Raw genomic sequence first — 24,416 nt, 5'->3', positions numbered from 1 at the left:
AATTATCCTTTTGCTGCTGTAGAATTAGCATCAGGCTTCACAAATGCTGTTATTTGAATTTTTTCTTCTCCTTTTTCAGTGTTAGACATAACAGTAACAGTTTTTGTTATCGCGTTAAGTCCGCTACCATTGTATTTTACTAAAAGTTTTCCTGTTTCGCCTGGAGCGATAGGAGTTTTAGAAAATTCTGGTACTGTACAACCACAAGTACTTTTTGCATCAACGATCACTAATGGAGCTCTACCGGTGTTCTTAAACTTAAACTCATGCTCTACCTGATCACCACGGTTAATGGTACCAAAGTCATAAGCTTCTTCTTCAAATTCAATTTCTGGAAACACGGTTGCGTTTGCATCGCGAGTGGCAGCCATCTCAACGTTCTCATCTTTCACCTTGTCTGAGGCGTTATCCTTACAAGCCGTAAAAGACAGAGCAGCTATTACTCCTAAGGCTAAAAATGCTTTTTTCATAATGTTTACTTTTTTAAAAATGCGTTCAAAAATACGATTTTATTTTTACTCAATAAGCCCTCTGCCGGCTTTGTTTAGCTTCTCATCTTTACGATATTGCTTTACCAATCTATCAAGAACTCCATTTATAAAAATACTACTCTTAGGTGTAGAATATTCTTTAGCGAGTTCCAGATATTCATTAATGGTAACTTTTACGGGGATTGAAGAGAATTTTAAGAACTCACAGATCGCCATTTTTAAGATCACCTTATCAATTGTCGCGATACGATCCTGATCCCAGTTGGGTGTATTACCTAAAATTTCTGCCTCGAGCATATCGTTATTATTCCCTGTTCTTCTTAAAAGATCACGTGCAAAATCTTCATCTTCGTCATCTTTATAAAGCTTTGGTATAATAGTGCCTTCCGGCGAAAGCGGTTTTAGCTTCTGTAAACGCTTAACGATGGTTGTATTTATTACCGGAAGATCATCTAACCACGTTAGCCTGTAATCTTCAAGATAATCGTACAATTTATCATTAGGCGCTATGATATCTTTAAACATATCGATAACAAAAGAACGGTCTTCTTTAAAACTTCCCGATTCCTGGTTCATATATGAGATGTACAGATCACTCTTTAGAAGGTCTGTATAAATAAGATTCACATACTCGCTATCGAGACGCCAGTTGTTAAGTTTACGCTGCTGTAGTTGTTTTTGCAACTGCTCATTCTGCGCAAGTTTTACCAGAATAGGGTTTTCTACAAATCGCTTATTAGGATTTTTATCTTCTTCTGTAGCAAGAATTTTTTGCTGTGATTTCTCTTGTATATCTATCGCGTAGGCGTGAATCTCTACAATTAAGTCTACCATGACCAGATAGAGGTCATACATTTGAGAAATACTAGAATTCAGAAATTTTTCTTCTTTTTGAAGATCAGGATTTTCAGACTGTACCAGAGCGTAAAGAGCTTGCATTACCTTGATACGAATATGCCTTCTGTTGAGCATGCTTTTAAAGAACTTACTTGGTTGTAAAATGGGAATCAAGATCAAAAATTGATCAAAACCTATTGAAAATCGGCTTATTAGCCCTAAAATTCGCTACTTAAATTCCCGGTTTTTTCTAAAACCGCTGCAAAAATACATTAATAAATAAAGTTAGACCTAATCCTTTTACTTTTTTAGCAGAAATATGACACGCGCTTAAACATTCCTATTGATCATTATCGCTTATATTTGCTCTTCCTTTTTGCGGGCATCAGACAGCATGCAGATCTACCCGCCTTGAGTCTTATTTTTATGAAAGAACTTCAGCATCTCAACAAATATTTTAAAAAGTACAAATGGAGGCTCATTCTGGGCTTTTTTATTGTGCTTATAGCCCGCATATTTGCCATTCTTACTCCTAAGTTTTCAGGAGACATGATTAAGCTTGTAGAAGATTATGTAAGTGACGGTGGCGATTTATCTGCACTTAAACATCAATTACTGGTTACACTGCTATTGCTTCTGGGAGCTGCATTGCTATCTGCTTTCTTTACATTTTTAATGCGCCAGATGTTTATAGTAGTGTCAAGATATATGGAGGCAGATCTTAAAAACGAGATCTACAATCAGTATCAAAACCTGTCTCTCAATTTCTATAAAAAGAACAGGACAGGCGATCTCATGAACCGCATAAGTGAAGACGTGAGCAAAGTGCGTATGTACCTAGGGCCCGCAATTATGTACGGCGTTACCACGCTCATACTTTTTGCAACGGTAATACCCTATATGTATATCACCGCTCCTACCCTCACGCTGTATGTCTTGATACCCTTACCGGTACTTTCGGTAGCTATTTACAAATTAAGTAAAGCGATACATAAGCGTAGTACGGTAGTACAGCAATATCTTTCGCATTTAAGCACTTTTACACAAGAATCTTTTAGTGGTATTGGGGTTATAAAAGCTTATGGTATGGAGAATCAAACCTATACCAACTTTGAAGATCTAAGCGAAGGAAGTAAAGACAAGAATCTTGACCTGGTAAAAGTTCAGGCATTTTTCTTTCCTCTTATGATCGCTTTAATAGGCATTAGTAATTTACTGGTTATTTACATTGGCGGGAAGCAATATATAGCTGGCGAAATACCAGATCTGGGCGTTATTGTAGAATTCCTCATTTATGTAAATATGCTTACATGGCCGGTGGCGTCTGTAGGCTGGATCACCTCACTTGTACAGCAGGCAGAAGCTTCACAAAAACGTATTAATGAGTTTTTGAATGAAAAGCCTGAGATCGTAAATCACATTACAGAGCACACGCCCGTAACTGGCGGAGTGCGTTTTGAGAATGTGACCTTTACTTATGATGATACTAATATTACGGCTCTAAAAAACGTCACTTTTAGCGCAAAACCGGGCGAAACACTGGCAATAATAGGTAAAACAGGCTCTGGTAAATCTACTATTCTTGAGCTAATAGGCAGATTATATGATGTTACATCTGGCGAAATTATAATAGATAAAACTCCTATAGAACAGCTCAACCTTAACGATCTGCGCACCAGTATAGGTTATGTGCCCCAAGATGCATTTCTGTTTAGCGACAGCATAAAAGAGAACATTAAATTTGGTAAAGAACAAGCTACAGATGAAGAAGTTATCGCTGCTGCGAAAGCTGCCGCTGTTCATACCAATATTACAGATTTCACAAAAGGTTACGATACAATTTTGGGAGAGCGTGGTATCACCCTTTCCGGCGGACAAAAACAACGTGTTTCTATTGCCAGAGCTATAATAAGAGATCCTAAGATACTGCTTTTTGATGATAGCCTTTCTGCGGTAGATACAGAAACCGAAGAAGAGATCCTGTCTAATCTGGGTAAACTCTCAAAAGACAAGACAACGATCATTGTGAGTCACAGAATATCATCTGCTAAAAATGCCACTAATATCATCATTCTTGATGAAGGGCAAATAATACAGCAAGGCACACATGCCCAACTAATTGGCGAGGACGGCTACTATCAAGAACTGTACAAAAAGCAACTTGAAGAAAAAGAAATAGAATAAATTTTGTTCACAATAGAATTTTTTGCCATTTTTGACCTTAGCATCCAATTATTTAAATTTTAATTATGAGCAATACTGAAATGAAGGGGAATGATGAGATATTCTCAAAAGTGCTTAGGGCCGGAAGGCGTACGTATTTTTTTGATGTAAGGTCAACCCGCGCTGGAGATTATTATCTAACGATCACAGAAAGTAAGAAGTTTACAAACGATGATGGTTCCTTTCACTACAAAAAGCACAAGATCTATTTATACAAAGAAGATTTTGATGGTTTTACCGAAATTTTAAATGAAATGACTGGGTACATTCTGGATGAAAAAGGTGAAGAAGTTATAAGCGAGCGCCACCAGAGTGATTACACAAAGAATGACGAGATAGAAATAGAAGAAGAAGAAACTTTAGTTGAGCCTTCTGCAAAAACATTCACAGATGTAAGCTTTGATGATATTTAAGCAAAATTACACTGCTACAAATTTAAAAACCGCTACCCTGTTGTAGCGGTTTTTTTTATATTCACATTTCGAAAAATTTAATAGAATCGCTTAATCCTTTCATATTATATATCTCCATTCCATAAATCGCACCTTATGACCCGATTTTTAACCCTTTTTGTTGCTTTTTTCCTTTTTTCTCTAAATCTGTTTGCTCAGGATGGCAAACCTACTCTAGACTATTATTTACCTACTGATGTAACGTATGATCAAAGCATCCCAAAACCTCAGGATATTTTAGGCTGGGTTCCCGGCACGTGGCATGTGAGCCATGATAAACTGGTAGATTACATGAAAACTATTGCGGCTGCATCACCGCGTATTTCTGTTGTAGAACGTGGTACTACGTATGAAGGAAGACAACTTATATTGCTTATAATCACTTCTCCTGAAAATCAAAAAAATCTAGACCAGATAAAAGAGCAACACGAGGCGCTTACACAGCCCGGTGCAGCATCTTTAAATACAGAAGATATGCCGCTGGTAACTTATCAGGGTATGTCTATTCATGGTAATGAACCCAGCGGATCTAACGCAGGACTTCTGGCTGCTTATTATCTGACAGCAGCACAGGGCGCTAAAATTGATGATCTTTTGCAGCATACTGTTATTTTATTTGATCCTTCTCTTAATCCAGACGGTTTGCAGCGCTTTGCTTACTGGGCAAACACAAACAAAGCCCAGAATATTAACCCTGATCCTCAGGATAGAGAATATGACGAAGTATGGCCCGGCGGTCGTACAAATCACTACTGGTTTGATATTAACCGTGACTGGCTGCCCGCACAATTACCAGAATCACAGGCTCGCATAAAAACTTTTCATGAATGGAATCCTAATATATTGACAGACCATCATGAGATGGGAAGCAATTCTTCATTCTTCTTTCAACCGGGAATACAATCGCGTACGCACCCGCTCACGCCTGCCTTAAATCAGCAATTGACTAAAGAAATTGGTAATTACCATGCTGCCGCTTTTGACAAACTGGGTTCTTTTTATTTTACCGAAGAAAGCTATGATGATTTCTATTACGGTAAAGGTTCCACTTTTCCTGATATTAATGGCGGTATAGGTATTTTGTTTGAACAGGCGAGTTCTCGAGGTCATGCTCAAATGACAGACAATGGTCTGTTAGAATTTAAATTTACCATACGCAACCAGCTTACCGCTTTTCTTTCTACTCTTGAAGCTGCCCAAAATATGCGCGTAAAATTGCTCAACTATCAGCGTGACTTTTATGCAAATTCGCTGAAAGAAGCCGGTAATGACGCTTATATTTTTGGAAGTACAAACGATCCTTCAAAATCTTTCGCTCTGGCGAAATTATTAAACAGGCATGGTATTAAAATGTACAAATCTGCAAAAGCATATAAAACTGACGATAAAACATTTAGTACAGCAAACAGTTATGTAGTGCCTAAAAAACAGAAACACAGCAGATTGTTAAAGGCGATGTTTGAGAAGCGCACTAAGTTTACAGACAGCCTTTTTTATGATATTTCTGCCTGGTCATTACCACTGGCTTTTGATCTTGATTTTAGCGATACAGCTCCCGCCACGCTTGCCGGGGAACAAATAACAGATTTACAAATGCAGTCGCCTGCAAATGTAAAACAAAGCTCATATGCTTACTTAATGCCGTGGGGCGATTATTATGCACCTAAGGCATTAAATATGATTCTAGAAAAAGGTTTAAGAGCTAAAGTAGCGCTCCAGCCATTTTCTGTTGAGGATAAAGACTACAGTTACGGTACGATACTTATACCTGTACAGAATCAAGACCTCAACCCACAGGAAATGCAGCAGTTTTTAAATGAGGTCGAGCAAGAAAGTAGTGTTGTCATCAACTCAGTTTCTACCGGGCTTACACAGGGAATTGACTTAGGCAGCCGATTTTTCACCGCTCTAAAACCTGCAAAACTCGCCTTAATTGTAGGCGAGGGAATTTCATATAACGAGGCTGGTGAGATCTGGCACTTATTAGACACGCGCTATGATATTAAAGTAACAAAACTCGATACGCGCAATTTTGATCGTTTTGATCTTAGTGAGTACACAGATATTATTCTGCCTTCTACCTGGGGCAAAGCTTTAAACAGCGATGCGGCCTCAAAAATTAAAGATTGGGTGCGCGCAGGGGGTTCACTTATAGGTTATGGTAATGTAGCCCGATGGATGAGCAATAACAATATGCTAGACATCGCATTTACGCAAACAGACAATCCTGCTAACAATATCACTTTTGAACAACGCAGAGATTTTAATGGCGCGCAACAAATAGGTGGAGCTATTTTTAAAGCGAAACTTGATTTGTCTCACCCTATTAATTTTGGGTTTGATCATAATACGATCAATCTGTTTAGAGATAATACGATCTTTATAGATGCAGATGAAACCAGTTATAAAAATCCGATACTATATACCGATGATCCGCTTGTAAGTGGTTATATAAGCAAACTCAATCTTGATGCGTTAAAGGCTACTAGACCTTTTGTACAACGAGGTTTAGGAAGTGGCAATGTCATGCTGTTTACAGATAATACAAACTTTAGGGCTTTCTGGTACGGAACCAATAAGCTCCTGGCTAATGCTATTTTCTTTGGCGACGCTATGTAAAAAATCGGCTTAAAAAGTGGAAAAATCGCTTTAAAACATCAAAAACCTCGTGAAATTCACGAGGTTTTTTTAATTAAATTGACGTCTATAAATTATCTAGTTGGTTAGTAGACTTGTCTTTACTAATTGTCCAGAAGAAACCTACAAAGAAAAACTGGTCAGCAGCTGGTCGCATTGATCTTCTATTAAAAACACCGTTCATATCTGGTGCATCTGCATATTGATAGCCATTCACATTCTTAAAGCCCAGCACGTTTTGTATTGAGAAATACAAGATTTTCTGCTGGCTCAATAAATACGCCCAGTTAAGACTCAGGTTGTTGTAACTCTTTGTTTTTTCCTGTAAAAAACCAGGTCTGTTATAATCTGTATAACTACGACCGCTGGCAAATTGATAACTAAAGCCCACCTGACTTTTCCAGTCTTCTATCCAGTATTTTGTAACAAGTGAGAAGTTGTGTGACTGTGCAAAATTAGGCGTTGATTCTTCGGGATAATTGAGATATTTACGTTTAGAATCAAGATATGAGTAACTCACCCAATAATCTAAATTCTTGATATTCTTATTATCTCTCCAGAAAATGTCAAGACCCTGCGCATACCCGTTGCCCTTGTTGCCGTAGATACTAGTTGGCAAGGCGATATCAGTATCAAAAGTTACCAGTTTATTGTATGTTTTACGGTAAGCTTCAGCTCTTAAAATGGTGCCATCACCCGTGTACAGATAATTAAAAATATAATGCGAAGTTTTCTGTGCATCAAAGTCTGAATTAAATTTTAAATATTCACTTGTTGGGTTTTGGTAAAAATCGCCGTACGCAACCGAAAATTGGCTGTTTTTACCCGTTTTGTAGGCTAATGAAGCTCGAGGCGAAAGCGTTGCCTCATTAAGCAATTCTGAATATTCACCGCGCAACCCTAGTTTCATTGCAAATTTCTTCGAGAAAATAATATCTGCTTCAGTATATGCGGCTTCTATATTATTAGTTACACCGGTATCGTAAGCATCATCACTTTTATCATCACTATAATTCTCTTTAAAATCTGTTGAAAGATATTCTGCACCAAAATTCAGTTTAAAACGATTACTGAAGCGCTTTTTTAATTTCGCTTTAGCGTGAATTGAATTTTCTGTATTATCAATATTAGTTGCCTGTATTCCCAGGTCATTTTTTGCAAGCGTATAGCTAAGACCGCTTTGTACAGACCAGGTGTCGCTTAGAACGCCTGAGTAAGTACCGTTAAAATAGAGGTTTTGGTTTTTTAGTGCAAAATCTAATCCGTCAGGATAATTAATATCTTCCTGAGTTAAAGCCAGATTAGTGTGATCAAAAGCAGTGTATAATTTTAGGAATCCGTTTTTTGTTTTTTGGCGAAAGACAGCCTCTCCTGCAAAAGTTTGATAAGGTTCCTTCCAGTCATTTCTGCCCGGAAATAATTCCAAATATGGTGCAAGATTCATGTATGAAGTATTTACACTTAGCGAACTCTTTTTCCATTTTTTAGTATTACCCAATCCTAAACCTACAGACATTATAGAAATGTCCGTCTGGTCCTGATCTGGCTCGTCTATTGTATTAAGCAGCAAAACCGAAGATAAAGCCTGGCCATATTCTGCAGAATAACCACCGGTTGAAAAGGTGATTCCGTCAAAAAGAAAAGGAGAATAACGGCCACGCGTAGGCGCGTTATTTGAGGTGGGTGTGTATGGCGTAAAAACCCTAATCCCGTCAATAAAAATTTGCGTCTCGCTCGCGTCACCGCCACGCACAAAAAGACGACCATCTTCAGCGACGGTTGTTGTTCCCGGTAACGTTTGCAGAGCACCCACAAAATCACCCAGCGCGCTTGCTGTCGTTACCACATCTAGCGGTTTTAATACAGAAACCTTACTGTTGTCACCGGCTTCAAAAGTACCTGCACTAAGAACAACGGCATCTAGCGTGCTCACGTCTTCTCTTAATTTAATAACCAGATTCTGCATGTCACTAACTGCTGCATGAAAAGAATAAGGTTCATAAGACAAGAATGTGACGAGTAGTAACTGTCCCCCTGTTTCTGAAGTTTCAAAATTAAATTTTCCCTGTGCATCTGTTGTGGCGCCATCATACGTCGCATCCAGATACACATTTGCTCCCTCAACGGGATTACCTTTTTCGTCTGTCACCGTTCCATTTACTGTTGATTGGGCAAATAGATTGAACGATGTAATAAGAATAAATAAAATAACTGTCGTTTTCATCTTTGATTGATTGTTGATGGCTCAAAGATGCAATGACGTACCGCTAAGTAGTAAAATTTGCTACTCAACTGTTAAATGCGCTAACCGAATTGAAAAAGCCATCTAAAAAGATGGCTTAAAGTTCAAAACGTTTGTCTTAATAAATCTTCCTGACTCAGATCAATTCTTCCTTGAAGATGCCTGAGGAGTCTTTAAAAGGTATGCCCTTGCGGGTTGATTTCCCTGTAAAGGTTTCTTAGCTGTCTTTTTGATTATCATCTGTTTATGATTAAAAACCTACTAAATTTAGTTCAAAATCGGGATATTTTATATAAATTTTAGCGCAAGCATTGTTAATTTTTCAATCGCTTTTTAGAAGAAAACTGTACATTAGAGTAAAATACTTTTCATGCCAATATCTGAGAAATTAGAACACTATTTTGAAACCCAAACCACTTTTAAAAGTGCCTTAATTCGCTTACGCGAAATTATAGACGGGACAGAGCTTGAAGAGAATTTTAAATGGAGAACACCGGTTTACACAATAAACGGAAAGAATGTTGTAGGCATAGGTGCTTTTAAAAATCATTTTGGATTATGGTTTTTTAACGGGGCGCTATTAAAAGATGAAGACAATATGCTGGTAAATGCTCAGGATGGCAAGACTAAAGCTTTGAGCCAAATGCGTTTTACCGCTGAAAGTGAAATTGATGAGAAAATTGTCACAAAGTATTTGAATGAGGCGATAGAAAATCAAAAGGCCGGGAGAGAAATAAAATCTGCTGCTCCGGTTAAGAAAGTGACCGTCCCTTCTGAATTAAAAAATGCGTTTACTAAGCATCAAAAATTACAAACCTGTTTTGAAGCGCTCACCCCGGGAAGACAAAAAGAATATGCAGAACACATTAGTAGCGCTAAGCAGGACGCCACGAGAATTAGAAGATTAGATAAATGCATCCCCATGATACTTGCCGGCGTAGGCCTGCACGATAAATGTAAAAATTGCTAAAATGGCCAAATTAAAGACTCAACCTAATGATAAAAATGTATTGGAGTTTTTAACTTCAGTAACGCCTGAGCAACGTCGCAAAGATGGTATTAAATTGTATGAACTATTTCATGCTGTCGTAAAAGAACCCGCAGTAATGTGGGGTGATGCTATTGTGGGTTATGGTAATTATCATTACAAATATGAGAGCGGTCGTGAGGGAGATTGGTTTCTTACCGGTTTCTCGCCCAGAAAACAATATTTGAGTCTCTACCTCTACCGTGGTTTTGATACCTATGAAGATTTGCTGTCTAAGTTGGGAAAACACCGCGTAAGTACAGCTTGTATCTACATCAATAAACTGGCAGATGTTGATCTTATGGTTTTAAAAGAATTGATAGAAGATTCAGTTAACTATATGCGAGAGAAATACAAATAACTTTTAATATTATACACACCCATACAATACTGTATTATAACAAGTTAAAGTAACGCTTTCTTAACGTTCAGGAAAAACTAGAAATAAGATTTGCCTGTATTTTTAGAGAAACTTACCAACTAACTAATACAGATTATGAAAAATAATTACCTGCTTCTCTTTTTAATTCTTACGCTTAATTCTTTTGCCAGCCTGCCCGTAAAGAGCAATCTTTTTATTCCCGAAGTTTCTTTTGACGAAACTATTATTGAAGCCAGTGAAAGTGCGGGTACAATTACACTTTCCCTCTCTCTGTCTGAAGCGGCCGCAACTCAAACCCAGGTTGATATTTCTTTGCTGCTAACCAATGCAACTGCAGGCAATGATTTCTCTTTAACGAGTAGCACGATTACATTTCCTGCCGGTGAACTATCGGCTACTTTTGATGTACAAATAGCCGATAATACGGTCTTAAATGCCGATTATTTTATAGCAGCTACACTTAGTAATCCTTCTGGGGTTACTTTAGGTAATGCTGTAGCGACTATCTATATTCTTGATGATGAAGCTCACGTAGTATCTTCAGCTAATGAATTAGCTATGAATTATCTTACAAGTTTCAGCGGACTTACAGGTGCTGAGATAGTGGCACATGATCCCATTTCGCAAAAGCTTTTCGTTTCAAACAGTGGTGATGACGCTGTAGGTATTATTGATTTTAGTAATCCTGAAAATCCCACACTTGTCGCTTCTATACCTATGGCTGCTTATGGGATTGAAGTTACCAGCGTTGCTGTAAAAGAAGGTTATGTAGCTGCTGCAGTGAAAGGTGCAGATCAGGCAAATGGTAAAGTTGTATTTATGAATAGCGACGGCACTATTTTATATGATGTTGAAGTAGGCGTGTTACCAGATATGATCACTTTTACACCAGACGGAACAAAAATCCTTGTAGCCAATGAAGGGGAACCAAACACAGATTATACCGTAGATCCTGAAGGCAGCATAAGCATTATAGACCTAACACCATTAGCTTCATTTATGCCACCGGTGGTAACCAATTTAAATTTTAATGCTTTTGATAGTCAGATGGCGAGTCTCAAAGCCGCCGGGGTTCGTATTTATGGTCCTGGCGCTACCGTATCTCAAGATCTTGAGCCGGAATACATCGCGGTCTCTGCAGACTCACAAATGGCCTGGGTAAGTTTACAGGAAAATAATGCGTACGCCATTATAGATCTTAGCACGCCTGAAGTTACTGCTATTGTTCCATTTGGTTATAAAGATCACAGTCTGGCACAAAATGCATTTGACAGTTCTAACCGGTTAGATTTTGTGTTCATGAGCACATGGAAAACTCTGGGAATGTATCAACCTGATGGGATCGCTACTTTTAATATAGATGGAACAAATTATCTTATAACAGCTAATGAGGGTGACTCAAGAGATTATGATGCTTACAGCGAGGAAGAGCGCATTAAAGATATTAATCTTGATCCTGTAGCCTTTCCTAATGCAGAGTTTTTGCAGGAAGATGAAAATCTGGGCAGACTTAATATTACCACAGCTACAGGCGATACAGATGGTGATGGTGATTTTGATCAGCTGTATTCTTATGGCGCGCGTTCTTTCTCAATATTTAATCTTGACACCAAAACAATGGTCTACGACAGCGGCGACTGGCTGGAACGAATAGTAAAAGAAGACCCCATCTTCGGCCAGATATTTAACGCGACAAATGACGAAAATGCATTTAAAAACCGCAGCGATGATAAAGGTCCAGAACCAGAAGCTGTAATAGTTAAAGAAATAAATGAGGAGCTATATGCTTTTGTAGGTATGGAACGTATAGGCGGCATAGCCGTGTTCAAAATTTCAGATCCTGCAAATCCTACTTTTGAAACATACCAAAATAGCAGAGATAATACAGTTGATGCAACTTCAGATCTGGGTGATCTTGCTCCGGAAGGTATTATATATATAAGTCCTAATGATAATGATACCGGTAAAGGTCTTATTGTAGTGGCTAATGAAGTGAGCGCTACAATCTCTGTTTATACTTTAGATAACAATCTCTCTATAGATGAGATAAAAATGGCCAAAAACGATACTGCTTTAAAGATATATCCTAATCCTTCAAACCAGGAACAGGTATTTTTTGATAAACCTGCGAACTTTAAATTGTATGATATAAGCGGAAAACAAATTATGCAGGCAGAGAATGCAGCTTATATTAATACGACGTCTTTAAAAAGCGGTATTTACATTGTGAAGAATGACAATGGAGCTTCAACAAAATTAGTTGTTAGATAATCCCAAAGATTCATTTTGGGTCTTAGCCCCTCGCATAAAGTGAGGGGTCTTTTATATCGTTTTAACCTATTTTTAGTCTTCCTGAGCGATAATTCTATTCTTCTTAAACGGTCTTACAATTAAGCGAGCAGCTTTATCATAATTCCAATAGCTATACACCCAATTAATTATAGTTACGAGCCTGTTTCTAAAACCTACAAGAAACCAAAGATGAATAAACATCCACACAAACCAGGCGAGAAAACCGCCAAATTGTAATTTCCCCATATCTACAACCGCTTTATTACGACCTATTGTCGCCATACTGCCTTTGTCAAAATATTTAAAAGGCTCAGGTGCTTTCTTTTCTGCCAGGCGCTTTAAGTTTTTAGCCAGATGCTTACCCTGTTGTATAGCCGGCTGCGCAACCTGAGGATGCCCCCTAGGATACTCCTTAGTTTCCATTAGAGCAATGTCGCCTATCGCGAAAACATTGTCAAACCCAAATACTTTACTATAAGGATCTACATTATATCTATTTATTTTTTCATGCAATGCTGCGCCATCAATCCCAGAAATAGATGCGCCGGTAACCCCGGCAGACCAGATAAACGTAGCTGTATCAAAATACAAGTCGCCAGTTGTTGTTACCCGGTTATTTTCATATTTGGCCACCATAGTATTCAAATGAATTTTTACGCCCATTTTTTCAAGAAATTTCCGGGCTTGCTTAGACGATTTCTCGCTAAAAGGCGGCAGCACACGATCAAGACCTTCTACAAGATGTATCTCAATATCATCTGTATCCATATCTGGGTAATCCCGTTGCAGCACATGCGCTCTTAGCTCTGCAATAGCACCACATAATTCTACTCCTGTAGGTCCCGCTCCTGCAATTACAAAACGCAAGAGTTCTTTTCGCTTCTGGCGATCTTCTAATCGGTTAGCTTTTTCAAGATTTTCAAAAATCAGGCTTCTAATATTTAAAGCTTGCGGCAGGCTCTTCATCCACACTGCATTCTCCTCTATAGATTCATTACCAAAAAAATTGGTTTTAGTTCCTGTCGCAAGAACCAGATAATCGTAAGTAAGATCACCTATATCTGTTCGCAGCTTTTGAAGTCGCGTATCTATATGCTCAACCTCTGCCATGCGAAAATGCATATTATCCTGATTTGCTATGATCTTTCGCAAAGGGTACGCAATAGAATCTGGCTCAAGGCCAGATGTAGAAACCTGATAAAGCAATGGCTGAAACGTGTGATAATTGCGCTTGTCTACCAGAACGACTTGATACGGAGCATTTTTTAGCTTTTGAGCTAAATTCATACCACCAAAGCCGCCTCCTATTATAACAAGACGAGGAAATTTAGAATCGGGTATATTCATATAAAATTTTCAGGAGGTTCTCCTACAAAGTTAAAGGACAAGAGGTAAATTGATATATGTTTATCAAAATTTTAATAGACGTGTAACGACTTCATGATAAATGATACAAATAGATAACTAACGATCAACTTTTGGACAAGAAATTAGAACAACAGTTTGTCGACCAGCTGGAAAAGAACCAGAACATTGTACATAAGATCTGCCGGTTATATACCAATGATCAGGATTCTCACAATGATCTGTTTCAGGAAATCACTATTCAGTTATGGAAGGCATATCCCAACTTTAGAGGAGATGCTAAATTTAGTACCTGGATGTACCGTGTTGCACTAAATACGGCAATTACCCTATACAGAAAGTCGAAAAAACGCGTTAAAACTCAGGATTATGATAGTGTCATGTTTAAAATTGCAAGCAGTGAATATGACAACACGATAGAAGAACAACTCAAACTTATGTACGCTGCCGTTAAGCAGCTTAATGATATAGAAAAGGCACTGGTTTTTCTATATCTGGAAGACAAATCTTACAGTGAAATTTCTGACACTCTGGGTATCACCGAGGTTAACGCCCGGGTAAAGATGAACAGAATAAAGGGAAAATTAAAACAACTTTTAAATTCGTAGTAGTTGATGGATGAGCTCGAATTGTTAAAAAAAGACTGGAAACGTCAGGAAGCCACGCTACCCCACGTTAATGCCAGCGATATATATAAGATGATATTAAAAACATCATCTTCTCTAACAAAGTGGATATTAATAATCGCAATTCTTGAATTTGTATTCTGGATCGCCCTTACCATACTTTCTTCTAGTGATGATTATTTTGATAAATTAAGAAAAATACATTTCTACCAGGCCAATATATACTTAAGTGTTGTGCACTACTGTATACTTGCATTTTTTATCTATTGGTTTTATAAAAATTATAAGAAGATAAAAGTAACAGACGATATCAAGTTACTGATGACAAATATTCTCAAGGTAAGAAAAACCGTAAATTATTATGTTATCTACAATCTTGGGATGAGTTTTGTGATCGCGATCATGTACTTTGTAGCTATGGCCATCTACGATCCTGCGTTTAATAAATTATGGGCAGGTGGCGCAGAAAACTCCTTATCACACAAGCTAATTGTCTTGGGTGCGATTACTCTCTTTCTACTTGTACTTTTAGTAATACTTTGGTTATTCTACAAGTTGCTTTATGGAATACTTTTGCGTAGATTGCATCGCAATTATAAGGAGCTTAACAAATTGGAGCTTCGCAATTGAAGCAAATCAATGAAAAAACTCACAAGAACTCTCCTACTCTCTGCACTCGGTCTTAATTTTATAATGTTGCTTGGCATCATTATTTTCACAGATGTAAATTGGAATGACAGGTGGGTTCTTGTTATGTATGTTAGTATTGCAGCGATGGTTCTTTGGGTAAGAAGCGGCAAAGTACAAGCCTGATATTTTCAATTATTTAAGGAAATGATAAAGCTTTTTTAGCATATCTTAACAGAGAATGCATTTATATTTGCTTTAAACCCCATTTATGCTCTCAAAACTGTTTGCAGGTTTAATAATATTCTTATTAAGCCTTAATATTTCCGCGCAAGAATACAATTCAGCATCCTTAAAATCTGCCATTAAGCAATTTAAAGCTGACCCTCGTGGTCCTTATTTACGGATTCGCTGGTTTTGTGAAGATGGCACTATGCGTGAACCTAAAGACCCTTGCCCCGATGAAATAGGCGGTGTACAACACGCCAGTTACAAAGAACTTACAAATAAAATAGCAGAAAAAAATCACCTTTTTTTGGGCGAAATTCTGGCTGGAGCCGATAAAAATCGGTTTTGGGATGTAGAAAATGACCATAGCCGCTTAAAACAATATCAACTAGGTAAATATCTCGCAAGTGTAGATAATGGCTGGGTTCTTCAAAAAGCGCAATATTATAGAGGCGCCGTACAGTCTGAAGACGAACAGGCCTGGGGTATAGATTTTTATGCAGAAATTCTACAAGACGAAAAAAGCATAAAATCTGACTATTACCTTTTAAGACAATCCCTACGAGATATACCACATTCTGGTGATGGTAATCTGGCTCAACAACTGCGCAGTGAATCTAAAATTATCGCAGAAGAAATGCCCGAGTTTATGGATGTACGTGTAAAAATACACGGGCAGCCAGATATTAATGACATCGTACTTGTACGTGAATTTCGTCAGGAATATAAAGACAAGATCACACCAGAATTACAAAAGCAATTTGAGGATCTAAATAATACGTTAAGTGAATATTATGCTCCGCTTGATGTTAATAGTCTTGAGAAACAAACCCGTGCAATTGGCGGCAACGCGCAGGTTAAAACTGAGCTTTTAAATTTCACTTCAAAGTACAACAACGAGAGTGAACCTTCAGAAATCATTCCCGCCATAAGTGAGCTTTTATGTAACATTCGCACACAGATCAATCAAATTCCAGATTCTGAAGATCGTTTGCAACTGCTTGATATTTCGCTTAAGCTGGAAGAAATGCTACTCAAAAAATCTCCGGAATGGGAAACCAAAGATCTGGGTTCATTACTGAACAAAATCTATAGTTTAAGTTACGCCGCTGCCGGAACCGGTCTTATAGAAACATGGGAGTGGGAAGCGGTTGCTCCTGTTCTTGCTCCTACTCGCTATGAAGATATTTCACTCGCACAATTAAATGATGTGCTAAGTACAGCGCGCAATGTGGTACAATGGAGTGCCGCTATGGCGAAAGCTAATTATGACGATATTGTGGCAAAATACACCGATTTTGAGCCTCTGGCGGCAGGTTTTATAGACGACCGTATACGATCTTCTATCGCACTACCTCTAGGGAAGGCTGTTGGGGAACTGGGGGATTTTATAGCACGTGAATCTAACTTAAACAACGACGTTTTAAATATTCCGGAACAAAGTACCATACGCGGTTTAAATCCTGGTTATGCCATGGGCGAACTTGTAGTTGTAGATGGCAATCCTGAAGATACTGAGGTTTCTGCAGATAAGATATATATATTTAAACGCCCACCTTCAGACCTTAAACCTGTAGCCGGTATTGCAACCGTAGATGAAGGTAATCTGGTTTCGCATGTACAATTGCTTGCGCGAAATTTAGGTATTCCTAATGCAGCAATTACAGATGAACATTTACAAGAATTACTGGCGCACAATGGCGAGAAAGTGTTCTATGCTGTTTCTAATAAAGGAAACGTAATTCTTAAGCCGGCAGATGATATGTCTGATGAAGAACAGGCACTTTTTAGTAAGACAGAACGTAGCCGCAATAAAATTGCAGTACCAGTTGATCAAATTCAGCTGGATAAGAATTCTATTTTGAACATGCGAAATATTGATGCTTCTGCAAGCGGAAAGATCGCAGGTCCTAAGGCTGCAAATTTGGGTCAACTTAAGAAAATGTTCCCAGAGCAGGTTGTTGAAGGTTTTGTAATTCCGTTTGGGATTTTTAGAGATCATATGAACTTACCCATGACTGGTCAAAACAAATCGTATTGGGAATTTCTAAATGAGATGTTTGTAACTGCAGATAAAATGCGAGAGCAAGGCACAGCAGAGAACAACGTTGAAGCTTACCAGTTAAAACAACTTGCTTTATTGCGCACTGCCATAAAAGACATGATGCTAAAAGACTCTTTTATTACTGAACTAAGAGCAGCTTTTTCAGACATATTAGGCGATAATATAGGTAAAATACCCGTTTTTCTACGCAGCGACACTAATATGGAAGACCTGAAAGAATTTACGGGAGCAGGATTAAATCTCACCTTATTTAATGTTGTTGAAGAAGAAAAGATAATTTCAGGCATTAAAGATGTTTGGGCTTCGCCCTACACTGAGCGCAGTTTTAAATGGCGTCAACAATATCTTTCTAACCCAGAAAATGTATTTCCTTCTATTCTTGTAATACCAAGTGTTGATGTTGATTACAGTGGTGTAATGATCACTAAAGGTATAAACAAAGGCACAGATGAAGATCTTACTGTAGCCTTTAGTCGCGGTGCAGGTGGTGCAGTAGACGGTCAGGCAGCAGAAACACGTTTAATAACTACCGATGATTCTTATTTGCTTGCTCCAGCCAGACAACCAGATTATATACGTTTACCCATTGCAGGTGGTGTGAAAAATTATCATACAACATTTGAAAAGGCAATTTTGAATGAACAAAACATTCAGGATCTACGTAGTATAGCCCAGCAAATAAGAACAAAAATTCCGGAAGAAACGCATTCTGATTATTCCGGCGCCTATGATGTAGAATTAGGTTTTAAAGATGATAAGCTGTTTCTTTTTCAGATACGTCCTTTTGTTGAAAATAAGAATGCGCTAAGTTCAGGTTATCTGGAATCCATTTCGCCTAAAATAGATTATGATAGGTTTATTGACCTTTCAACTCCAATAAAATAAAACCCCATTTTGATGAAAAAATTTCTAGTATATATTCCTTTATTACTACTTATTACTGCCTTTACCGTTCCCACGATTTATCCTATTGATGGATATCAAAGAACGGGTATCTCTCGTCTCGCCTATTTAGAGAAAATAGTGAGAGACAGTATTGATTATAACAGAATCCCGCCGGGAGCTTATCTTTCTATTAAAGACATTAAATTAAATCTAACCACTTATAAAGACAGCGCTAAGGTGCTAATGACTCCCGATGCAGATTTACAGGGAAAGATCTCTAAACTCTTTTACGGTCTTGACAATAGCTATTCACTTTCAGTACTGGATATGACAGATAGCACTAATGTGAAATATGCCGCCAGAAATGAGACCAGAGGTTATCAACCTGGTAGCGTGGGTAAATTGGCAATACTTGTAGGTTTGTTTGATCAACTGGAAAAACTTTGTCCTGAAGATTGGGATACCCGTATTAATCTTTTACGTTTTAAGAAAGTTAAAGGCGGTCCATTTGCCGTTTACGATCATCATACGATTCCGGTTTACGATATAGAAAACGATAAGCTAACAAAAAGACAAACGCGTCAAGATGATGTTTTTACTTTATATGAATGGGTAGACCACATGATGTCTGTAAGTAATAACGGTGCTGCAAGTGTTGTCTTTCGCGAAGCTATGCTAATGTCTGTCTTTGGTAATGACTATTTTAATCTTACTGATGAAGAAGCTATGAACTGGTTTAAAGAAACTGACCGTAAAGTTATTAGTGATCTATCAATAGAGATCGTTAATGAACCTCTGCGAAAACTTGGTATTTCTGAAGATGAATGGAGATTAGGCGGGTTTTTTACTGATGGAGCTGAAAGATTTGTAAGCAGACAAGGTGGTAGTATAGGGTCGCCTAAAGGACTCATGAAATTCTTAATTTCTCTGGAGCAAGGTAAAGTAGTCGATTCATTGTCTAGTCTTGAAATGAAACGCCTCATGTATATGACAGATAGAAGAATACGTTATGCACATTCAAGCCGGTTAGATTCTGCTGCTGTATATTTTAAATCTGGTAGCTTTTATAAATGTGACCGAAATAAAAACCCGAATTGCGGAGATTATGCTGGTAATGTATACAATTACATGAACTCAGTAATAATCGTCGAGCACCCTAGTGGACCAAAATATATGGTTTGTCTTATGACCAATGTGCTCAACAAAAATTCTGCAAGCGATCACATGTATCTCGCCAGCAGAATAGACAAAGCACTAAGCGGGCTTCCCGAGTAAATTCGCATTCAATTTTTTAATTGCAATAGCTGTAAAAGATCGCACATCGCGATTTTTTGCAGTTTGTAGCAATTCTTCCAGTTGTGGCAAGAATGAAGTGTCACCTAAGTATTGAATAAGGTAAATCACAGAAAGCCGAATGCGACCGTCTCCTTCTCTTAACAGGTAAATTAAAGCATCATGAAAAGTATATGGAAAGATCAAATTGTCTTCCTGACTTTGATCTTTAATAACATTTGTTTCAAGAATTGGTAAGAAGGAAGTTTTAAGTTTTGGGGTTAAAATATTATCTAAAAACTCAATTGCATTAGCGCGCGTATCTTCAATCCTGCTTGTAAGTCCGCTATAGGCAATATCCATATCTTTTTTATTGTAATGAACTCCCAGCAGTTTAAACAAAGTTTCTAAACGTTGATCAAGCTGTAATTTAAGTACATCAAGCAACGCTTCATAAGCCAGGTTTAATTCTGTAAGATCATCTTCGGGCAGAGATACGGAGTAACTGCTCATATCAAGCTTATCTTCAATTACATTTTTTGCTTTTACCACTTTCTCATATTCCTGGCAGAAAGACATTATAAGATTATTGACAAGTCGAGGATAAAAGTTCAGTTTAGAGTTTTTACTTTTTAATTTGTGTAGTGACTTTGCTGCCGAAAGCCGTATAAGAATATCCCGGCTCTTTAAAAGTTTAATCAAAAAACGTATAGAAGGCTGCGTCCTGAATTTTTCTATAACCTTCGGTACATGCTTCTTTGCCCCGGTCTTCAATAATTTTTCAGATTCCCTATAAAGAAGTTCCTTGCTAATATCTTCCCCGTACATGATAAGGGCATTTATCGCGCTCTTTCTATATTCTTTTACCGTAAGAAAGTCTATAAGTGCATCTATAAACATAGGTTCTCTTGTAATACCGGCTGCCTCAATCGCATGCTGTACAATATGACCATCTTTATTATTGAAATTTACCGAGATAAATGAGTAGAACTGTGGAATCCTGGCATATCCTATTGTTTCCAATAAAAAAGCAATCTCCTCTACTCTATGTTCGCTATTAGGTAATTCTAATTCAGCAAGCCAAAGTTCGATACGTAGCTCGAGATTATATCGCAGAGAAACTCTCTTATTGTTAGCTGCTTCTTTTGCCAGACAAAGCAAAGCGGCATGTGCAATGTAATCGCTGCTGTGATTAAGGTAAGAATCAAAAATACGGTCATCACTCAATTCTGTATGCAGAATTAGATAATTAAGCGCTGCATAAACTACCTCATCATCTTTTACGTGTACCAATCTGCGCACTTCTTCTATGGCCGTACCTCTGGGATAATGATATAATTGAGCAATAGCCGCTTCTTTTACCTGATGGTCAGGATGTGATAGTAACTTAAGAACTCTGGGTTTTAGAATCTTTGCATTTGTTGAGGTCAAGTTCTGGAGATAAAGAATAATTTCGGCCGAATTTCCCCCTGAAAGTATCGATTTTGCCACCTGTAAGTTCGATTTTGCTTTACGTATAGGTACACCCTCAGAATATTCTACAGCGGCTTTTAAGCTTTCGCGAAAGCTTTTAAAATAAGAGTCCCTGACCTTAAAAATCCCTACTAACCATACAAAAATCAGCAGAAGAATAATAACAGTGACATAGGTACTGGGAAGATTTAACCCCTTAATAACGAAGATTAGTAAGCAACCGGCAATACCTGTAGCCACACTATCTACCACCACATCTATAAACGATTTTGTTCTGTTCTTGATCTCTAAAGAAATAGGAACCATGGCCAGTTCTGTCGCGGCTTTATTTACAGATTGTTTAAGGCTACCATCAAGCCCTTTAATGAGTACAAGAACCCATAATTCTGGTACTGTTAAAAACAACAACGACCCCAATGCAATGCCTAAAGGAAGAATAAGCAGTGAACTATTAACTCCCAGTTTTTCTACCACCCGGTTTGTGAAGAACAACTGTATGACAAGTGAGAAGAGATTAAAGGTAGAAAACCAAAATCCGAAAAATGATGCAAGTTCATCTGAATCTGGTATCGCTCTACTGGCAAAATCACTAAACTGAAAATCGACCAATTTTGCCACAATAACGCCTAAACCCACTATTAAAGCGAGGTACGTAAGATGTTTAGATTTTAGTAATATCTTAAAAGCAGAATCATCGATTTCTGTGCTGCGGGAAGTTGCATGAGCCGCTCTGCTTACATAACCTTTTTTATAAATCGTAAAAAGTAAGGGTATACAAGTGAGAATAAAGCATGAGGCGATAATTAATAAGTAAGCATTACCAATTATAGGCGCTAAGATATTAGTTAAGTAGCCACCAAAAATACCCCCAGCAATAGCCCCGGAACCAATAAAACCAAATAACCTTTTAGCTTCTCTGGCATTGAAAACCATATTTGCCAATAACCAAAACTGGCTTGTAGTTAGCACCGCAAAAATACCTGAGATTACATAGTAAGCATAGAGAAATCCATCTGTGAGAAAGTCAATTTGAAGGAGGACACTTAAAATAATAAAAGAAAGAGAGAAGAAGGCTAGTGTATTTACGATAATACGTTTTAAAGAGAATGAACGTACCGCCCTGTTGTAAAAATAGGATGAAATTATTGCCGTTGCTGCTATAAAAAGAAACCCAAATGCAAGGTTTTCGGCGCCCAGCCTATTCAGGAATAAAGCGTTTACGGTGGGTTTAACAATTAAAAGAACAGTTATTATCAAAAAGACATATAACTGCATGTAAAAAGAGATGGCTATTTCACCATCTCTTATATTAAACGTTTTTTTTAGAAAAGTTTTAATCACTTACCTTATCGTTGTCTTTGTCAACACTGGCGATTAAAGTACGTGATTTTTTTATTGCGCGCTCAACAGGAACTACTAAATTTCTAATTATTTGCTCACCGTCTGCATCATTTACAAGGGCTACAAGTATATATTTTCTACCGTCGTCTCCCCAAACCAGAATTGAATCTGAATGAAAAGTCTTCCAAGAACCTGATTTTCTAAAAAGGCGTGCATCTGGTGCAATGCGCTCAAGCGTGTTTACAAATTTGTGATGTAAAGAAGGATGCTCCATAATACTAAGCATTTCTTTAGAACGTGCTGCATTTACAAGAGTACCGGTAACAAGTTTGTAATAAAAACGGCAAACCTGTTCTGCAGTAGCAGCATGACTTAAACCTTTTATAGGGTCTGGTCTGCGCTCACCGGCTGCCGCATAACGCTTGCCAACCCAAAGACCACCGCCTACTTTCTTATCGTAAAGCTTATATTTATCGCTTGTTAAAACGCCGTTTATTTTATCATATCCTAAGCGGTCTATCATGCGTGTGCTTGCCTGATTATTAGACTTACTAATCATTAACCACATATCGTGCTTAACTTCATCGGTCTCTTTAAGCTCTCCTTTATCAATCGCGTCCATAGCTGCAAGAAGTATAGCGATTTTGGGTAAACTCGCCGCATACATCATTTCTTCCCCGTTAAGGCCGGCATATTGAATATTATTTACATCTTCAAGGCTTACGATGCCCACAGACATTTTTTTATGATCTATTAAACTCTTTACCTTAGGATCAGCAGAAAGCTGCTTATAGAGTTGATTTTTAAGTAAATTACTATTGAAATTTATTAAGGGAGCGTCAACACAATCTTTTAAAGGAAGTTCTTGAGCATATGCAACGTTGAATATTAGAGTAAGTAGGAATAGAAGGGCAAAAGTTCTTTTCATATTAGCTTTTTATTATAGAATTGTTAACTCTAAGTTCACATTAATAGTATGCAAAGGTTAAGAATATAACAAACATTATTAAACATTTAACAGTACGGCCCCAAATTTGCAAAGGCTGTGCCAGACCACTGTTAAATAAAAAAGAATTAGGTAATTAATATTCCCACTTGCGTTTGGCATTGAGCTTTTCCTGAGCTTCAATTTCTTCTGTGGGTATTACCTTGAGAAAAGAGGGATGTTGCTCGATAGCATATTCAAGTTTCTCTACGATGTCTTCTACACTATCATTTTCATAATCTATATCCAGAGGTTGCTTTATTTCCATCGTTTGTAAAATACCTCTCTTTTTGATCCTGATTCCCTTTCGATCAAAAGATCTTCTAAAACCATCTATCACTATAGGTACAACAACGGGTTTATATTGTTTAATGATGTGCGCAGTTCCTTTTCTTATAGGCTTCCAGGGTCTTGTCGTCCCTTGCGGAAATGTGATAACCCAGCCATCGTGTAAGGCTATACCTATATTTTCTGTATCACTTAAATTAACAGGACGTTCAATATCCTGACCTTTGTCCCGCCAGGTTCGCTTTACAGTTACTGCACCGGCATACGCCATTATACGTGGTAAAATACCGCTACGCATAGTCTCATGAGCGGCTACGTAATATATGTTAAGCTTGGGTTGCCACAAATAACCTACGTTTTTAATTGAATCTACACGCCCGCTTAGGCTCGCATTAAAAACATGGAACATAGAAACAACATCTGCAAAATAGGTTTGATGATTAGAAACGAACAAAACATTTGTTCCCGGAAGATCTTTTATAATTTCAGAGCCTTCAATCTGCAATTCATTAAAACCACGGTACCTCCTGTGGGTCATTACACCCATGATACGGATCAACCATTTTTTTAAAATAAGATAGTGGCCAAAAGGATTAGTTTTAAAAATCCCCATAAGTATATTTCTTTATAAAAGCAGAAAATTGCTCAGTCATACTGATAATTGCAAGATTGCAAAGA

At 37.8% G+C, this 24,416-nt stretch carries 17 protein-coding genes; 10 read left to right on the top strand and 7 right to left on the bottom strand.

The genetic code is table 11. From position 1 onward, the window contains the following. Positions 1-2 precede the first annotated feature (2 nt). Entirely contained in the window at positions 3-470 is a 468-nt protein-coding gene (locus ACH3PA_RS13720; RefSeq protein WP_416443219.1) for a DUF1573 domain-containing protein, read from the bottom strand. 45 nt (positions 471-515) lie between these two features. Then, on the bottom strand, positions 516-1,463 hold the full coding sequence (gene nusB, locus ACH3PA_RS13715) for a transcription antitermination factor NusB (RefSeq protein ID WP_416443221.1): 948 nt from the start codon (positions 1,461-1,463) through the stop codon (positions 516-518). A gap of 291 nt (positions 1,464-1,754) precedes the next feature. On the opposite strand from nusB, the gene ACH3PA_RS13710 reads away from it, so the two are divergent. The 3 genes from ACH3PA_RS13710 (at position 1,755) to ACH3PA_RS13700 (ending at position 6,622) form a co-directional block, all read left to right on the top strand. Then, positions 1,755-3,512 carry an ABC transporter ATP-binding protein gene (locus tag ACH3PA_RS13710; protein ID WP_416443223.1) on the top strand — a complete coding sequence of 586 codons (1,758 nt, stop codon included), beginning with the start codon at positions 1,755-1,757 and terminating at the stop codon, positions 3,510-3,512. Positions 3,513-3,577: 65 nt separating this feature from the next. Further along, positions 3,578-3,964 (top strand): PUR family DNA/RNA-binding protein, encoded by a 387-nt coding sequence (locus ACH3PA_RS13705; protein ID WP_416443225.1) that lies wholly within the window; start codon positions 3,578-3,580, stop codon positions 3,962-3,964. Positions 3,965-4,099: 135 nt separating this feature from the next. Then, positions 4,100-6,622, top strand: coding sequence for a M14 family metallopeptidase (locus ACH3PA_RS13700; protein WP_416443227.1), 2,523 nt, complete (start codon positions 4,100-4,102; stop codon positions 6,620-6,622). Positions 6,623-6,707: 85 nt separating this feature from the next. Here ACH3PA_RS13700 and ACH3PA_RS13695 read toward each other — a convergent pair whose 3' ends face one another. Then, the gene (locus ACH3PA_RS13695) at positions 6,708-8,864 is read right to left on the bottom strand and encodes a TonB-dependent receptor (RefSeq protein ID WP_416443229.1); all 2,157 of its coding nucleotides are present in this window, start codon (positions 8,862-8,864) and stop codon (positions 6,708-6,710) included. 388 nt (positions 8,865-9,252) lie between these two features. Between ACH3PA_RS13695 and ACH3PA_RS13690 the strand changes: the two genes are divergently transcribed. From ACH3PA_RS13690 to ACH3PA_RS13680, 3 genes are all read left to right on the top strand, one after another. Continuing rightward, a complete protein-coding gene (locus ACH3PA_RS13690) occupies positions 9,253-9,852 on the top strand; it encodes a YdeI/OmpD-associated family protein (protein WP_416443231.1) in 600 nt (199 codons plus the stop codon). Position 9,853: 1 nt separating this feature from the next. Next, positions 9,854-10,270: a DUF1801 domain-containing protein gene (locus tag ACH3PA_RS13685; protein WP_416443233.1), complete on the top strand. Its 417-nt coding sequence runs from the start codon at positions 9,854-9,856 to the stop codon at positions 10,268-10,270. A gap of 135 nt (positions 10,271-10,405) precedes the next feature. Then, the gene (locus ACH3PA_RS13680) at positions 10,406-12,562 is read left to right on the top strand and encodes a choice-of-anchor I family protein (protein ID WP_416443235.1); all 2,157 of its coding nucleotides are present in this window, start codon (positions 10,406-10,408) and stop codon (positions 12,560-12,562) included. 72 nt (positions 12,563-12,634) lie between these two features. Here the strand turns inward: ACH3PA_RS13680 and ACH3PA_RS13675 are convergent, their stop codons facing one another. Next, positions 12,635-13,930: an NAD(P)/FAD-dependent oxidoreductase gene (locus ACH3PA_RS13675; protein WP_416443237.1), complete on the bottom strand. Its 1,296-nt coding sequence runs from the start codon at positions 13,928-13,930 to the stop codon at positions 12,635-12,637. A 131-nt stretch (positions 13,931-14,061) separates the two neighbouring features. Here ACH3PA_RS13675 and ACH3PA_RS13670 point away from each other — a divergent pair, with 131 nt between their 5' ends. From ACH3PA_RS13670 to ACH3PA_RS13655, 4 genes are all read left to right on the top strand, one after another. Next, entirely contained in the window at positions 14,062-14,556 is a 495-nt protein-coding gene (locus tag ACH3PA_RS13670) for an RNA polymerase sigma factor (RefSeq protein WP_416443239.1), read from the top strand. 6 nt (positions 14,557-14,562) lie between these two features. Then, positions 14,563-15,204, top strand: a complete 642-nt coding sequence (locus ACH3PA_RS13665; RefSeq protein WP_416443241.1) for a hypothetical protein — start codon at positions 14,563-14,565, stop codon at positions 15,202-15,204. A gap of 268 nt (positions 15,205-15,472) precedes the next feature. Then, positions 15,473-18,379, top strand: coding sequence for a PEP/pyruvate-binding domain-containing protein (locus tag ACH3PA_RS13660; RefSeq protein WP_416443243.1), 2,907 nt, complete (start codon positions 15,473-15,475; stop codon positions 18,377-18,379). A 12-nt stretch (positions 18,380-18,391) separates the two neighbouring features. Continuing rightward, positions 18,392-19,654: a serine hydrolase gene (locus ACH3PA_RS13655; RefSeq protein ID WP_416443245.1), complete on the top strand. Its 1,263-nt coding sequence runs from the start codon at positions 18,392-18,394 to the stop codon at positions 19,652-19,654. Here ACH3PA_RS13655 and ACH3PA_RS13650 read toward each other — a convergent pair. The 3 genes from ACH3PA_RS13650 to ACH3PA_RS13640 all read right to left on the bottom strand — a co-directional run bounded on the left by ACH3PA_RS13650 (position 19,634) and on the right by ACH3PA_RS13640 (position 24,351). Next, positions 19,634-22,399: an Npt1/Npt2 family nucleotide transporter gene (locus ACH3PA_RS13650; RefSeq protein ID WP_416443247.1), complete on the bottom strand. Its 2,766-nt coding sequence runs from the start codon at positions 22,397-22,399 to the stop codon at positions 19,634-19,636. The two genes, ACH3PA_RS13655 and ACH3PA_RS13650, sit on opposite strands and share 21 nt — an antisense overlap. 58 nt (positions 22,400-22,457) lie before the next feature. Beyond that, positions 22,458-23,393, bottom strand: a complete 936-nt coding sequence (locus ACH3PA_RS13645; protein WP_416443249.1) for a serine hydrolase — start codon at positions 23,391-23,393, stop codon at positions 22,458-22,460. 154 nt (positions 23,394-23,547) lie between these two features. After that, the gene (locus tag ACH3PA_RS13640) at positions 23,548-24,351 is read right to left on the bottom strand and encodes a lysophospholipid acyltransferase family protein (RefSeq protein WP_416443251.1); all 804 of its coding nucleotides are present in this window, start codon (positions 24,349-24,351) and stop codon (positions 23,548-23,550) included. Between the last annotated feature and the right edge of the window lie 65 nt (positions 24,352-24,416).

The organism is Leeuwenhoekiella sp. A2 (assembly GCF_047946655.1).
GTDB lineage: Bacteria > Bacteroidota > Bacteroidia > Flavobacteriales > Flavobacteriaceae > Leeuwenhoekiella.
This window is presented reverse-complemented; position numbering and strand designations above follow the sequence as displayed.